The sequence below is a fragment of the Hymenobacter terrigena genome (assembly GCF_054776515.1).
This window is the reverse complement of the sequence record NZ_BAAHBU010000003.1, coordinates 187,184-201,080: the sequence shown is the minus strand read 5'-3', so window position 1 is coordinate 201,080 and position 13,897 is coordinate 187,184. Positions and strand designations below refer to the sequence as shown.

Below are 13,897 nucleotides of genomic sequence, written 5' to 3'. Positions count from 1 at the left end.
CCACCGGCTTGGCCGGCTAATATCACAAAAAAGCCGCTCCTGCCAGGCAGGAGCGGCTTTCAGCCAGCCACTAAGGGTTGCGGGGGCCTACGCCACCGCGCCTTCGGCCAGCACAATCACGTTGTTGCGCAGCACTTCCACCACGCCGCCTTCGATGCGGATAACCTCGCGGCCACCAGCACCGCCAGACAGCGTCACGTCGCCGGCTTTGAGGGCGGCAATGAGCGGGGCGTGGTTGTTCAGCACTTCAAACGAGCCATCAGCCCCCGGAAACTGGGCCGACGTCACTTCGCCTTCGAATACCTTGCGGTCGGGAGTGATGATTTCTAAATGCATTTCTTTAAATGTGGGGAATGCGATGATGTGAAAATGTGGAAATGTGGCTAGTGACTTGATTGATAATCAATTTTCACATCACCCACATTCCCACATTCTCCACATTTAAAAAATTACTTGGCTTCGGCAATCAGGCGCTCGCCCTTAGCTACGGCATCCTCGATGTTGCCAACCAGGTTGAAGGCAGCCTCGGGCAGGTGGTCGTACTTGCCGTCGATGATTTCGTTGAAGCCTTTGATGGTGTCCTTGATGTCAACCAGCACGCCTTTGAGGCCGGTGAACTGCTCGGCTACGAAGAAGGGCTGCGACAGGAAGCGCTGCACGCGACGGGCGCGGTTTACTACCTGCTTGTCCTCTTCCGATAGTTCGTCCATACCCAGGATGGCGATGATGTCCTGGAGTTCTTTGTAGCGCTGGAGCAGCTCCTTCACGCGCTGAGCGGTGTTGTAGTGGTCAGCACCGAGCACGTCGGCCGACAGGATGCGCGAGGTCGAGTCCAGCGGGTCAACGGCCGGGTAGATGCCCAGCTCGGCGATTTTGCGGCTCAATACCGTCGTGGCGTCCAAGTGAGCAAAGGTGTTGGCCGGAGCCGGGTCAGTCAAGTCATCGGCCGGCACGTAAACAGCCTGTACCGAGGTGATTGAACCGCGCTTGGTCGAGGTGATACGCTCCTGCATGGCACCCATTTCGGTGGCCAGCGTGGGCTGGTAACCTACGGCCGAAGGCATACGACCCAACAGAGCCGATACTTCCGAACCCGCCTGGGTGAAGCGGAAAATGTTGTCGATGAAGAACAGGATGTCGCGGCCGGCACCGGTGCCGTCGCCATCGCGGAAGCTCTCGGCAATGGTCAGACCCGACAGGGCCACGCGGGCACGAGCTCCGGGGGGCTCGTTCATCTGGCCGAACACGAGGGTAGCCTGCGATTTTTCCATCGCTGCCATGTCCACCTTGCTCAGGTCCCAGCCACCTTCTTCCATCGAATGCTTGAAAGCATCGCCGTACAGAATGATGTTGGATTCGATGAATTCGCGCAGCAAGTCGTTGCCCTCACGGGTACGTTCGCCCACGCCGGCAAACACCGACAGGCCTTCGTAGGCCTTGGCCACGTTGTTGATAAGCTCCTGAATCAGTACGGTTTTGCCTACGCCGGCACCACCGAACAGACCAATTTTGCCACCCTTCACATAAGGAGCCAGCAAGTCGATAACCTTGATACCGGTGAAGAATACTTCCGACGAAGTAGCCAGTTCCTCAAAGGCCGGGGCGTTGCGGTGAATGGACAACCGCTGGCCGCTCTTGGGCTGGGCAATGCCGTCAATGGCCTGACCAATAACGTTGAACAGGCGGCCTTTCACGCCGTCGCCGGTGGGCATCGAGATGGGCGTACCCATGTCGCGTACTTCCGCGCCACGAGCCAAACCCTCGGTCGAGTCCATGGCAATGGTCCGAACCCGGTCTTCGCCCAGGTGCTGCTGGCATTCCAGCACTACCACTTGGCCGTTCTCTTTGGTTACTTCGAGGGCGTCGAGGATGTTGGGCAGCTTCGTGTTTTCACCCGCGAAGCTAACGTCCACGACGGGTCCGATGACCTGGGTGATTTTGCCGGTATTGGCCATTTGGTTGTATTTATGATGAAGTTAATGCTCTTTTCAGGCCGCAAAATTACGGTAGAAGCGCGGCTTTTCCAACCATAACGTTTGCGGCAGCCGGCGCAATCAGAAACAAATCTAAAACACCCTACCCCATGAAAATCAGGCACCAATGAATGGAAAGCCGCTTTCCGGGCCAATGCCGCAGATTTTTTCTTCAATTTTTTTTCAAAAAATCCTTGCGCCGAATTTTTCCAGTAGTACATTTGCACTCCCAAACGGCACGTAGCCCACTGGGAAATTGTCCGATGGTGTAACTGGCAACACGCTTGATTTTGATTCAAGAAAGTCCAGGTTCGAGCCCTGGTCGGACAACGACAAAGCTCGAGTAAATGCAAAGGCGCTGGCTTCTCCAATTTCCGGAGTGGTCAGCGCCTTTCGCTTTTCTATCCTTCCCCGTTTTCACGGCCTTCCCCGCAGCAGGCCTCCGCGCATCAACTCATTCTTAGCACCTTCCCCTATGAAACAGGTCAAAATATTCGCCGGCAGCGCTTCGCGTGAGCTCGGCGAAAAAATTGCTGCCGCCTACGGCACCACCCTCGGCGACCTCAGCCTCCAGCGCTTCGCCGACAACGAAATGGGGCCGAGCTTCAACGAAAGCGTGCGCGGCTGCGAGGTGTTCCTCGTGCAAAGCACCTTCCCTCCTGCCGAGCACCTCATGGAACTCATGCTGATGGTGGATGCCGCCAAACGCGCCTCGGCCCACAAGGTCGTCATCGTGATGCCCTACATGGGCTATGCCCGCCAGGACCGCAAGGACAAGCCCCGCGTGAGCATCGGCGCCAAAGTGGTGGCCAACATCATCCAAAGCGTGGGCACCGACCGCCTGATGACCTGCGACCTGCACGCCGGCCAGATTCAGGGCTTCTTCGATATCCCCGTCGACCATCTCGACGGCGCCACCGTCACGGCTCCCTATATCAAGTCGCTGAACCTGGAAAACCTGATTTTTGCTTCGCCCGACGTGGGCGGTGTGGTGCGTACCCGCGCCTTTGCCAAGAAATTCGGGGCCGAAATCGTGGTCTGCGACAAGATGCGGATACGGGCCAATGAGATTGCCTCGATGCAGGTGATTGGCGACGTGAAAGGCATGGACGTGGTGTTCGTCGATGACATGGTGGACACCGCCGGCACCATCTGCAAAGCTGCCGAGCTGGTGATGGAGCGCGGCGCCCGCTCGGTGCGCGCCGTGGTGACGCACCCGCTGCTCAGCGGGCCGGCTCACGACCGCATCCGTGCTTCGGCCCTCACCGAACTGATTACGACTGACACCATTCCGTTGACCCAGGAAAACGAGAAAATCCGGGTGATTCCGCTGGCCCCGCTGTTTGCGGCCGCTATTCGCAACGTGGTGACGCACGAGAGCATTAGCTCGCTGTTCGTGTAAAGTCTTCGTCTGTCATTGCGAGTGGAGCGCAGCGGAACGCGGCAATCCGTCCTGTCAAACTCAGACATTCTCTTTTACCAGAAAGCCCCGGCGTATAGCAGCGTCAGGGCTTTCCGTTTGTAAAAAAGGCATTGTCACATCTTATGGGCTGGTTGCTCATGAGAGGAAGGATTGCCGCGCTCCGCTCGCAATGACAGGCGACTTTGGCACAATTTTGTAGAAAGCACTTCCTAACTGGAACTTTTTTCTGCAAACGTGATGAACAAGCTTTACACTTCCACTTCCACCCTTTTAGCCGCGCTGCTGCTCAGTGCCTGCGCGTCATCGGTCCACATTCGGGCACTGGCGCCGGCGGCGGTGCCCATGCCGGCCAACCTGCAAAGTGTGGCCACCGCCAACCGTATTATCCCGGAATCGCGCCGCGATAAATTCTTCGACGTGATGGAAGGAGCCTTCACTGGCGAAGGCATTGGCGTGGACCGCGCCGGGGCCGACGAATGCGTGAATGTGGTGGGCCAGGCGCTGGCCAACAACAGTTACCGCTTCAAGGTGACGCAGGCGCAACTGCAGCTACTGGGGCGGAGTCGCGAATTTTTCCTACCGCCGCTAGCCCCGCGCTACGTGCAGGACCTGTGCCGCCGGACGCAGGTGGATGGCCTCGTGGTGCTCGAAGCCTTCGACTCCGATATGGCCCTGACGCATACCAATGGTGTGCGCACCTATAAAGACAAGGACGGCAGGGAGCATCAAGTGCCCACCGTGCACGTGGAAATGGTGATGAAAATTGTGACCGGCTTCCGCACCTACGGCGCGGCGCAGGGCTTTGTGCTCGACCAAGCCCGGCAGGAAGACCAGCTGGCCTTCACCGGCAACGCGGATACCTACCCTGCCGCCCTGCGCCAGCTGCCGCCGCCCGAGGAGTGCATCCGCCGGGTAGCCCAGCGGGCCGGCGATGGCTACGCCCGCCGCATCGCGCCGTCCTACGTCGACCTGAACCGCGATTATTTCACGCGGGCTAAAAAGGACGTCCGAATGAAAGAGGCCGCCCAGCGCGCCGAAGCCGGCGACTGGGCCGGGGCTGCCATGCTTTGGCAGCAGTCGGCACGCCACCTCAACCCCAAAATTGCCGGCCGGGCCTTCTACAACCTGGCCGTGGCCAGCGAGGTACGCGGCGACCTGCCGGAAGCCATCGACTGGGCCAAAAAAGCGGCTTTCACCTGCAACAACGCCCAGGCCCGCCAGTACCTGCGCGTGCTGAATAATAGAGTGCAGGCCCAGGCCGTGGTGCAGGAACAGCTGAAGAGCGTGCCGACCGTGGACTAGCCTTACCCAGCTTTCTTCGTAACAGGTTGGCTTTTCGACCGATTTACCCCTACCTTTGCGGCCCGTTTGCCCCCGACGTTGGGAGCGAACGGGCCATTTTTCATCCCCAAAAACCACTTTTATGAAAAGCCTCGAGATTGTAGGGTTTAAAAGAGCGAATCTCGGTAAAACGGACGCCAAGGCATTGCGCCTCGACGCTCAAGTACCGTGCGTATTGTATGGCGGCAAGGACACTGTGCACTTCTCGGTGCCCGCTATCCTGTTCCGCGAGTTGTTGTATACGCCGGAGGCTCACATTGTGGACCTGAACGTGGAAGGCACCCTGTACCGCGCCATCGTGCAGGACGCTCAGTTCCACCCCGTAAACGAAATGCTCCTCCACGTTGACTTCCTCGAGCTGGAAGACGGCAAAGAGGTGAAAATGGAAATCCCCGTGAAGTACGTAGGCGTTTCGCCAGGCGTGCTGGCCGGTGGCAAACTGGTGAGCAAGCTGCGCAAAGTGAAAGTGCGCGCTACCGCCGAAAACCTGCCCGACTACGTGGAAGTGAACATCAGCGGCATGGAGCTGGGCAAATCCATCAAGGTAGGTGCCGTGGAGCCGAAGGGCTACACCATCCTGACCAGCGCGGAGGCCCCCATTGCCACCATCACCATCCCACGTGCCCTGAAAGGCGAACTGGCTGGCAACAAGTAATTCTTTTGCCCGCGATACTCCCACGTTTCGGGAATATTCGGACAAATACAAAAAGCCGCTCCAATTTTGGGGCGGCTTTTTAATTACCTCAATATGCGCCGTGCCCGGGCCGGTGGTTTCTTGTTGATTGAATTGATATGAAATTTTTGGTTCTCTGCCTGGGCAACATTGGCCCCGAATACGCCGACACGCGCCACAACATCGGCTTCATGGTGGCCGACTATTTGGCCGCGAAGTTCGACGCCCCACGCTTCGAAATCGGCCGCCACGCTTTCACCACCGAGTTTAAGCACAAAGGCCACACCTACGTGCTGGTGAAACCCACCACTTACATGAACCTGAGCGGCAAAGCTGCCGCGCACTGGCTGGCCACGCTGAAAATCACGACCGAAAACATGGTGGTAGTTACCGATGACCTGGCCCTCCCCTTCGGCAAACTGCGCCTGAAAGGCCAGGGCTCGGCCGGTGGACACAACGGCCTGAAAGATATTCAGGCCACGCTCGGCACCGATGTGTATGCCCGCCTGCGCTTCGGCGTGGATGCGAATTTCCCTAAAGGCCGGCAGGTTGATTATGTATTGAACCCGTTTTCGGCCGATGAATTAATTGAATTGCCCACCCGCATTGAGAAAGCCGGTGAGGCAGTTTTAGCCTTCGGCGCGATGGGGTTGGAACGGGCGATGAACATTGTGAACGTGAAATAACTCGTACTCTAAACCCCATAAAAAAGGCTCGTTCGCATTGTGCGAACGAGCCTTTTTTATGCAAGCGGAAGCATGCAAGCTTGCCGATAATTACGCCACGCCGCTGCCGTTGCGCACGGGCTTGCTGGGCTGCATGAGGGCGAGGCTACCGTCGGCGTTTTCGGCCATCAGCAGCATGCCCTGGCTTTTGATGCCTTTGATTTCGCGGGGTGCAAGGTTGAGCAATACCTGCACCTGCTGGCCAATCAGGGCTTCGGGGATGAAATATTCGGCAATGCCGCTCACGATGGTGCGTTCCTCCAGGCCCAGGTCGACGGTGAGTTTGAGCAGCTTTTTGGTTTTGGCTACTTTCTCGGCAGCCGTGATGGTGCCGATGCGCAAATCCATTTGGCCGAAATCATCAAATGAAATATCATCTTTGGCCGGCGTCACGGGCGTGTTGGCGAGCTGGTTTTCCTTTTTGGTGTCGAGCAACTTTTGCACCTGCGTTTCAACCACGGCATCTTCAATTTTACCGAAGAGCAGCGCCGCTTCGCGCAGTTGGTGGCCGACGGCGAGGGCATCGAAACGGCCGGCGCTGGCCCAGTTGCCCAACTCCATATTGAGCATGGTGGCCAATTTGTGCGCTGATTCGGGCAGGAAAGGCTCCAGCAGCGGGGCTAGGGCGGCCGCAATTTGCAGCGCCACATTCAGCACGGTGCCGGTGCGGGCGGCATCGGTTTTGATGAGGTGCCAGGGCTGGGTTTCGGCCAGGTATTTATTGCCAAGACGGGCCAGGTTAATTACTTCGGCCAACGCGTCGCGGAAACGGTAATTTTCAATCAGCTCGCCGACTTTCGCCGGGAACTCGGCCAATTGCGCAAAAGCATCCTGGTCGAGAGCCGTTAATTCGCCCAATTCCGGCACTTTGCCTTCAAAGAATTTGTGCGTGAGTACAGCGGCGCGGTTCACAAAATTACCGAGCGTGGCAACCAATTCGTTGTTGTTGCGCGCCTGGAAATCCTTCCAGGTGAAGTCGTTATCCTTGGTTTCGGGCGCATTGGCGCACAGCACGTAACGTAACACATCGGCCTGGCCGGGGAAATCGGCCAAATATTCGTGCAGCCACACGGCCCAGTTGCGCGAGGTGCTGATTTTATCGCCTTCGAGGTTTAGGAATTCGTTGGCGGGCACGTTATCCGGCAGAATAAATTCGCCGTGCGCCTTCAGCATCGTCGGGAAAATAATGCAGTGGAAAACGATGTTATCCTTGCCGATAAAATGCACCAGTTTTGAGCCGGCATCTTTCCAGTATAATTCCCACTCTTCCGGAAATGCTTCTTTGGTAGCCGAGATGTAGCCAATTGGCGCGTCAAACCACACGTAAAGCACTTTGCCTTCGGCGCCGGGTACTGGCACGGGCACGCCCCAGTCGAGGTCGCGCGTCACAGCGCGGGGGTGCAGGCCCTGGTCAATCCAGGATTTGCACTGGCCGTAGACGTTGGTTTTCCAGTCGTTTTTGTGGCCTTCAATTATCCACTCGCGCAGCCAGGGCTCGTATTGGTCAAGGGGCAGAAACCAGTGCTTGGTATCCCGCAAAATGGGCTGCGCGCCACTGAGCATAGAGCGCGGGTTAATTAATTCCGTTGGGCTGAGCGAGGTGCCGCAACGCTCGCACTGGTCGCCGTAGGCATTTTCGTTGCCGCAATTAGGGCAGGTGCCCACGATGTAGCGGTCGGCCAGAAATTGCTGGGCTTTTTCGTCGAAATACTGCTGCGTGGTTTGTTCAATGAATTTGCCCTCGTTATTCAGCTTGGTGAAAAAACTGCTGGAAACCTCGGCGTGCGTGGGCGAAGAAGTGCGCGAATACACATCAAACGATACGTTGAATTCTTTAAACGAATCGCGAATCAGAGCGTGGTATTTATCGACCACTTGCTGGGGCGTTACGCCCTCTTTTTGGGCGCGAATGGTGATGGGAACGCCGTGCTCATCAGAACCGCAAATAAATTTTACGTCCCGACCAGCGGAACGCAGGTAGCGCACATAAATGTCGGCGGGCAAATAAACTCCGGCCAAATGCCCGATGTGCACCGGCCCGTTGGCATAAGGCAAGGCAGCGGTAACAGTGTAGCGCTTAGGAAGAAGTGACATAAAAATCAGAAAAGAAAAAGCAGGGACGCGAGAAGTATTTTTTGCCAAAAATCAGGGCAATTATTTCCCGTCACAAAGAAACGATTAAAAAAAGTACAGAATTAAATCAACAAAAAAACCGGGCAAACCGTTTGACGCTTAAATGATTTTATATTTGAGCGCGCTTAATTAAAATATAGCGCCATCTAATCGACTTCCTTCCGCCTCTTTCACCCTTCACCAACCATTTTTTCAGATGAAAAAACCTGCTTCTCCGGTTAAAACGGAAAAACGTGCGAAACGCACGCCGGAAGAAAAATCAGCCCGCAAATCGGCCAAAAGCGCAAGCCGCGCTTCCGCTGACCTGAACGACGACCGTGCCAGCAAAAAAGCCAGCCAGAAGAAGTCACTGAAGTCGGCCGCCAAGCAATTGCAAAAGGAGCTGAATGCCCGCATGAATGAAGTGGTGACACGCATTCGCAAAGAAACGAAGGCCAAGCTGAAGGAAGTGGTGAAAGAGGCCACGCGCCGCCTCGACGGCGACACGGAGCGCATGTTTGAGCAGGCCCTGCACACGATAGTGCGCCACTATGACTCGGTATCCGGCCCCGCCGCTGCCGATAATGGCCAGGGCGCAACTGCGGCTACTACTTCCGCTACCACCGGCAAATCTGCCCGGGGCCGCAAAAAAGGCCCGACCCTGAATAAGGACGGCACGCCCCGCAAGCCCCGCGCTCCCCGCGCCGGCGATGAAGCCACTGCCGAAACGGCTGCCACCGCCGCCACAGCTCCGGCGGCCAGCGGCCGTGGCCGCAAGCCCGCCGCCACGGCGGCAAAAACTACGGGTGCCAAGCGCGGTCCCAAGCCGGCGGCCGCTACGGCCGCTGCCAGCACGGGTGCCAAGCGTGGCCCCAAGCCGCGTGCTCAGGCAGCACCCGCGCCGGAGCCCGAAGCAACCGACGTCATGAATTCAGCCGATAGCCCCAGCACCGGCGAAGTAAGCGAATAGCCTGTTTCACTGCTTATGATGGTGTTTAAAAGCCCGCTCCGAGTAATCGGGGCGGGCTTTTCAATTGATATGGGTGAGAGTATCAGGGCCGGCGGGCGGTGTCCACGGGTGCGGGGGCATTGGTGTTGAGGCGCTGGAGGCGGGTTTCGGGCGTGGTGTTGTTGGGGTCGTTGGTGTTCACGTTTTCGATGCGCTTCTGGCGGTTGATGTCGGCGGCCTGCTCGCCGAGGCGCACGCGGTTGGGCGTGGCATCGGGCACGGCGTAGCCGTTGCTGGTGCCCGCGCCATTGCTGTTGTAGATGGCGCGGCGGTCGGCATCGGTGCGGACTTCGGTGGGCACCGAGGTGGGCGCGGCGTTTTCCGAGGTTTGCTCCGAAGCCGAACAGGCTGAAAGCAGGGCAGCGGCCCCAAGCGCCAACCAGGGACGGGCAGTGAATAAAGGAGAAGTCAGCATGGCCGATAAGTAAAAAGGAGGCAGCCAGGCGGCTGCCTCCTTCAAACGGTGAGCAAGGCTCAGTAGTTTACTGATTACGCCAGCGTGGGGCTGACCTGCGTGGGCTTGATGCCGTCCCAAAGCGCCATACGGGCCTCCAGGCACTCGATGGTGACCTGCTGGGCTTCCTGCCAGTATTGGGGGTCGTCGGCGCACAGCTCGCGCACCATTTGCTGGGCCAGCGGGGCGTGCACTTCTTCGTCGAGCTCGATGTGGCGGTCGAGGTAATACACGAACGTATCGAGCTGGCCGGGAAACCGGTCGCGCAACTCGCCCACCAACTGGCGAAACATGGCCGGAATCAAGTCTTCGCGGCCGAAAGTGAAACTGGCGGCTACGGCGTGCGCCTTGCCGGATTGAATGATGCGGAACGTGGTTTCGACAAACTGGCGCACTGAATCCGGTGCCTGCGCATCGGCAAGCGCCTGAGAAACGGTGCGGCCGGCTCCTACCGCCGCCACCATGCGGCGGATGGGCAACGTGTTGGCCCCGCATTCTTCCATGGCCCGCACGTAGAGCTCGAAATGGCTGATGGGCTGCCCCTGCGGGTCGAGGTCGGTTTCCTCTTCCAGCACAATCTCGTTGATGAGGCGGCGCGTGGCGGGGTTGGCGGTGGGCACCCACGGCACATCTACACAGGTCAAATCACGTTGCAGGGCCTTCAGCAGCGACATAAAATCCCACACGGCAAAGACGTGGTGCTCCATGAACTGGCGCAGGTCGGCCATGGTCTGGAGGCGATAGTATAGCCCGTTGTTGAGCAGCAGCTGGCGGGTTTGGGCCACTTCGTTCTGCAAAAACTCAATGGGGTCAAGAACAGCTTCCATATGGCATTTTTTTATTATAACTATTTAAATAAAGCAAATTCACTATTTTCTCTAACGGCAAGCCGCGGAAAATGGTTTATACAAACGAAAAACCCTTTGACTTGGATTGCCAAAGGGTTTCGATTTGTTAATTTTCCTAGAAAAGCACCAGCGTTTCTTCTATTTCTTCTCAAATACCAGTGCGTTGCCGTCCATGCAATAGCGCTGGCCGGTAGGCTTGGGGCCGTCGTTGAAGACGTGGCCGAGGTGGCCGCCGCATTTGGCGCACACAATCTCGTCGCGGCTCATACCGAAGCTATTATCCGAAGCCACTTTCACACTGGTGGCAGTGGCGGGGGCGAAGAAGCTCGGCCAGCCGGTGCCCGACTCAAACTTGGTATCGGAGGTGAAGAGCAGGTTGTGGTCGGCAGCACAGTAATAATTGCCAGCGGCGTGGTTGTCGTGGTATTTGCCGGTAAAGGGCCGCTCGGTGCCCTGCTCGCGCAGGATGTAATACTGGTCGGGCGTGAGGATTTTCTTCCATTCGGCGTCGGTGTGGCGCACCGGGAATTCGTCGGGCTTGCCGGTCACGGGCTGGGGCTGGAAGTAGGTTTTGCCGGCGATGGTGCGGGCGGGCGGGGCTGTATTGGCGGCCACGTCGCGCTTCTGCGAGCAAGCCGAATTGAGCGAAAGCACCGAAACAAGTAATAGCAGCAGGGAAAAACGCATGGCGGATAGGGGGGTTGAATGACAGGTGGCCAACATACGGCAATGGCCTACCAGTTGGTCGGCAGGATAGACGAAAGAATTCGGGGAACCTTACACCCTAGCTAATCGATTTAGGGCGACGAGCTTGGCTGCGCAGCGGGGTGCGGCGGCCGGGTTCGTGTTAATAGTTGAGTGCCACAAGGCTTTGCGCTATTTTATCCGTACCTTTGCACCCGCAAAACCAACCCATATGGCCCAGAATATTCGGAACATTGCCATCATCGCTCACGTTGACCACGGCAAGACCACCCTGGTGGATAAGATTATCCACGCATCCAAGATTTTCGACGCGCACCAGCAGTTCGACGACCTCATCCTCGATAATAACGACCTGGAGCGCGAACGCGGCATCACCATCGTTTCGAAGAACGTATCGGTACGCTACAAAGACGTTAAAATCAACATCATCGACACCCCTGGTCACGCCGACTTCGGCGGTGAAGTAGAGCGCGTGTTGAAACTGGCCGACGGCGTGCTGCTGCTCGTGGACGCCTTCGAGGGCGCCATGCCGCAGACGCGCTTCGTGCTGGGCAAAGCCATCGACCTGGGTTTGAAACCCATTGTGGTGGTGAACAAAGTAGACAAGGAAAACTGCCGCCCCGACGAGGTGCACGAGCAGGTGTTCGACCTCATGTTCAACCTCGGCGCCACTGAGGACCAGCTGGACTTCGTGACCTTGTACGGCTCCTCGAAGCAGGGCTGGATGAGCACTGACTGGAAAGTGAAGACCGACAACATCACGCCCCTGCTGGATGCCGTACTGGAGTCGATTCCACCGGCGCCGAGCCTGGAAGGCACCCCGCAGATGCAGATTACCTCGCTCGACTACTCGTCGTTCGTGGGCCGCATCGCCATTGGCCGCGTGCACCGCGGCACCCTGAAAGAAGGCGCTAACATGAGCCTGATGAAGGCCGACGGCAGCATCAAGAAGGTAAAAATCCGCGAGCTGCACGTATTTGAAGGCCTCGGCCGCAACAAGGTTTCGGAAGTGAGCAGCGGCGAAATCTGCGCCGTTTCGGGCATCGAAGGCTTCGACATTGGCGATACGCTAGCCGATTTCGAAAACCCGGAGGCCCTGGAGCGCATCAGCATCGACGAGCCGACGATGAACATGCTGTTCACCATCAACAACTCGCCGTTCTTCGGCAAGGAAGGCAAGTTTGTGACCTCGCGCCACTTGCGTGACCGTCTGTTTAAAGAAACCGAGAAAAACCTGGCCCTGCGTGTGCAGCCCACCGACAAGGAAGACTCCTTCCTGGTGTTTGGCCGCGGCATTCTGCACTTGTCGGTACTCATCGAGACCATGCGTCGCGAAGGCTACGAGCTGCAAGTGGGTCAGCCCCAGGTTATTTTCAAGGAAGACGACAACGGCAAGCGCCTGGAGCCCATGGAATTGCTCGTGGTGGATGTGCCCGAGGAAACCGCCGGTAAGGTGATTGAGCTGGTGAGCATGCGCAAAGGCGAGATGACCATCATGGAGCCCAAGGGCGACCTGCAGCACCTCGAGTTCCGCATTCCTTCGCGCGGTCTGATTGGCCTGCGCAACAACGTGCTGACCGCTACCGGCGGCGAGGCCATCATGAACCACCGCTTCATCGATTTCGAAGAGCACAAGGGCAACATCCCCGGCCGTATTGCCGGCTCGCTGATTTCGCTGGAAACCGGCCCCGGCACGGCTTACACCATCGACAAGATGCAGGACCGTGGCTCGTTCTTCGTGGACCCGGGCGAGGAAGTGTACGCCGGCCAGGTCATCGGCGAGCACACCCGCCCCAACGACCTGACCATCAACATCCAGAAAGGCAAGAAGCTGACCAACATGCGCGCTTCGGGCTCGGACGAAAACGCCAAAATTGTGCCCAAGCGCCAGTTCTCGCTGGAGGAAGCCATGGAATACATCCAGAAGGATGAGTACCTGGAAGTGACGCCGAAATCGGTACGCATGCGCAAGATTCTGCTCGACGAAAACGAGCGTCTGCGCTACGCCAAGCAGGCCGACTAATTATTCTGAATTGAATGATTTTGAAGAGGGCGCGGCTTTGGTCGCGCCTTTTTCATTTCCCGAATGTTACCTTTTTAACTTATGACTCAAGAAAATCTGAGCCGCTTTGTGCAGCTCTTCACTTTGAATAATGCGGAGGCAACCCGGCGTGTGAGCGAGCGGCTGGCACTGGTGTTGCGCGACCCGGCTGCTTATCAGGAGCAATTTGCTGAGGAGTTGGAGGAACGCGGCATCGTGGCGGCGCTGCCGGCGCAGGAATTGCGTGATTTGGCGCTGATTGATGCGTTACTAACCGAAGAATTGCTCTGGGAAAGCGACTGGAAAGACCCGGCCGCCGACCTGGTTTATGGCATCAATGAAACGCTGACGCAGCAAAAGCAACCGGTACGGCTTAGTGAGCCCGCCAGCGGGCGGGCTACGGTAACTGGCCCCGAAGCGCTTGACATTGTGCAGGATTTGGCTGAGCCAGTTGGGCTGGCGGTGGTGCTTTTTACGCTGGATAGCGACTCTTACGCCTTGAGCGTAGTGGCCGATGCACAGGCTGAGGAAGCCCGCCAGCTGGCGAAGGAATTAGGGTTTGGGGTGACGGTGTATTAGCCTTACAACGCTGG

General features: G+C 57.6%; 13 protein-coding genes and 1 tRNA gene. 8 read left to right on the top strand and 6 right to left on the bottom strand.

Features of this window, described 5'->3' with window-relative positions; all coding sequences use genetic code 11:
• Positions 1-87: 87 nt before the first annotated feature.
• Together atpC and atpD are read right to left on the bottom strand one after the other, a co-directional pair.
• Positions 88-336: an ATP synthase F1 subunit epsilon gene (gene atpC, locus ACYU7Q_RS13975; RefSeq protein WP_345055138.1), complete on the bottom strand. Its 249-nt coding sequence runs from the start codon at positions 334-336 to the stop codon at positions 88-90.
• Positions 337-449: 113 nt separating this feature from the next.
• Positions 450-1,955 (bottom strand): F0F1 ATP synthase subunit beta, encoded by a 1,506-nt coding sequence (gene atpD, locus ACYU7Q_RS13970; protein WP_460610055.1) that lies wholly within the window; start codon positions 1,953-1,955, stop codon positions 450-452.
• 275 nt (positions 1,956-2,230) lie between these two features.
• Between atpD and ACYU7Q_RS13965 the strand changes: the two genes are divergently transcribed.
• The 5 genes from ACYU7Q_RS13965 to pth all read left to right on the top strand — a co-directional run bounded on the left by ACYU7Q_RS13965 (position 2,231) and on the right by pth (position 6,096).
• Positions 2,231-2,303: transfer RNA gene (locus ACYU7Q_RS13965), tRNA-Gln, on the top strand.
• Positions 2,304-2,448: 145 nt separating this feature from the next.
• Complete coding sequence (locus ACYU7Q_RS13960) at positions 2,449-3,375, top strand: ribose-phosphate pyrophosphokinase (RefSeq protein ID WP_460610054.1); 927 nt, start codon at positions 2,449-2,451, stop codon at positions 3,373-3,375.
• Between the two features lie 258 nt (positions 3,376-3,633).
• Positions 3,634-4,698 carry a DUF6340 family protein gene (locus ACYU7Q_RS13955; RefSeq protein ID WP_460610053.1) on the top strand — a complete coding sequence of 355 codons (1,065 nt, stop codon included), beginning with the start codon at positions 3,634-3,636 and terminating at the stop codon, positions 4,696-4,698.
• A 121-nt stretch (positions 4,699-4,819) separates the two neighbouring features.
• Entirely contained in the window at positions 4,820-5,392 is a 573-nt protein-coding gene (locus ACYU7Q_RS13950; protein ID WP_460610052.1) for a 50S ribosomal protein L25/general stress protein Ctc, read from the top strand.
• A 137-nt stretch (positions 5,393-5,529) separates the two neighbouring features.
• A complete protein-coding gene (pth, locus tag ACYU7Q_RS13945) occupies positions 5,530-6,096 on the top strand; it encodes an aminoacyl-tRNA hydrolase (protein ID WP_460610051.1) in 567 nt (188 codons plus the stop codon).
• A gap of 90 nt (positions 6,097-6,186) precedes the next feature.
• On the opposite strand, the gene metG is transcribed toward pth, so the two are convergent.
• Positions 6,187-8,229 (bottom strand): methionine--tRNA ligase, encoded by a 2,043-nt coding sequence (gene metG, locus ACYU7Q_RS13940; RefSeq protein WP_460610050.1) that lies wholly within the window; start codon positions 8,227-8,229, stop codon positions 6,187-6,189.
• Positions 8,230-8,464: 235 nt separating this feature from the next.
• On the opposite strand from metG, the gene ACYU7Q_RS13935 reads away from it, so the two are divergent.
• Complete coding sequence (locus tag ACYU7Q_RS13935) at positions 8,465-9,217, top strand: hypothetical protein (protein WP_460610049.1); 753 nt, start codon at positions 8,465-8,467, stop codon at positions 9,215-9,217.
• A gap of 82 nt (positions 9,218-9,299) precedes the next feature.
• Here ACYU7Q_RS13935 and ACYU7Q_RS13930 read toward each other — a convergent pair whose 3' ends face one another.
• The 3 genes from ACYU7Q_RS13930 to msrB form a co-directional block, all read right to left on the bottom strand.
• Positions 9,300-9,671 (bottom strand): hypothetical protein, encoded by a 372-nt coding sequence (locus tag ACYU7Q_RS13930; RefSeq protein ID WP_460610048.1) that lies wholly within the window; start codon positions 9,669-9,671, stop codon positions 9,300-9,302.
• Between the two features lie 74 nt (positions 9,672-9,745).
• Complete coding sequence (locus ACYU7Q_RS13925) at positions 9,746-10,537, bottom strand: DUF3050 domain-containing protein (RefSeq protein ID WP_460610047.1); 792 nt, start codon at positions 10,535-10,537, stop codon at positions 9,746-9,748.
• Positions 10,538-10,696: 159 nt separating this feature from the next.
• A complete protein-coding gene (gene msrB, locus ACYU7Q_RS13920; RefSeq protein WP_460610046.1) occupies positions 10,697-11,245 on the bottom strand; it encodes a peptide-methionine (R)-S-oxide reductase in 549 nt (182 codons plus the stop codon).
• A gap of 229 nt (positions 11,246-11,474) precedes the next feature.
• Between msrB and typA the strand changes: the two genes are divergently transcribed.
• Together typA and ACYU7Q_RS13910 are read left to right on the top strand one after the other, a co-directional pair.
• Positions 11,475-13,286, top strand: coding sequence for a GTP-binding protein TypA/BipA (typA, locus tag ACYU7Q_RS13915; RefSeq protein ID WP_460610045.1), 1,812 nt, complete (start codon positions 11,475-11,477; stop codon positions 13,284-13,286).
• 81 nt (positions 13,287-13,367) lie between these two features.
• Entirely contained in the window at positions 13,368-13,883 is a 516-nt protein-coding gene (locus tag ACYU7Q_RS13910) for a DUF6630 family protein (RefSeq protein ID WP_460610044.1), read from the top strand.
• Positions 13,884-13,897: the final 14 nt, after the last annotated feature.